The organism is Mesorhizobium sp. Arg314 (assembly GCF_053714275.1).
Map to the genome: position 1 here is coordinate 1 of NZ_JBSKBP010000360.1, position 256 is coordinate 256.

General features: G+C 65.2%; 1 protein-coding gene. It reads left to right on the plus strand.

All coding sequences use genetic code 11. The annotated features are described in order from the left end of the window. Nucleotides 1-182 precede the first annotated feature (182 nt). On the plus strand, nt 183-256 hold a 74-nt coding region (locus ACWGS9_RS35860), incomplete at its 3' end, for a DUF1612 domain-containing protein (protein WP_454509569.1).

Genomic DNA, 256 nt, shown 5'->3' on the forward strand with positions numbered 1-256 from the left:
CTGGCGCGCTCGATCGCGGTTCTCAAGGGCGTAGCGGTCGAGCAGCCGCCTCGGCTGAAACCGTCGCTGGAACGAGATCTGTTGGTCTACGATCCGGATTGGGATGAGACTGCCCGTCTCGACGATTGGCGTAGCCTGCCTGATCGCACACCGCGACCCTTGCGCCCGTTCTTGCTGCGGCGATGCTCTGGGACGCCTGGGAAGACATCGGCCCGCTGCAACATCAGCCGTGGCTTGGCAGCCTCCTGGTCGCAGC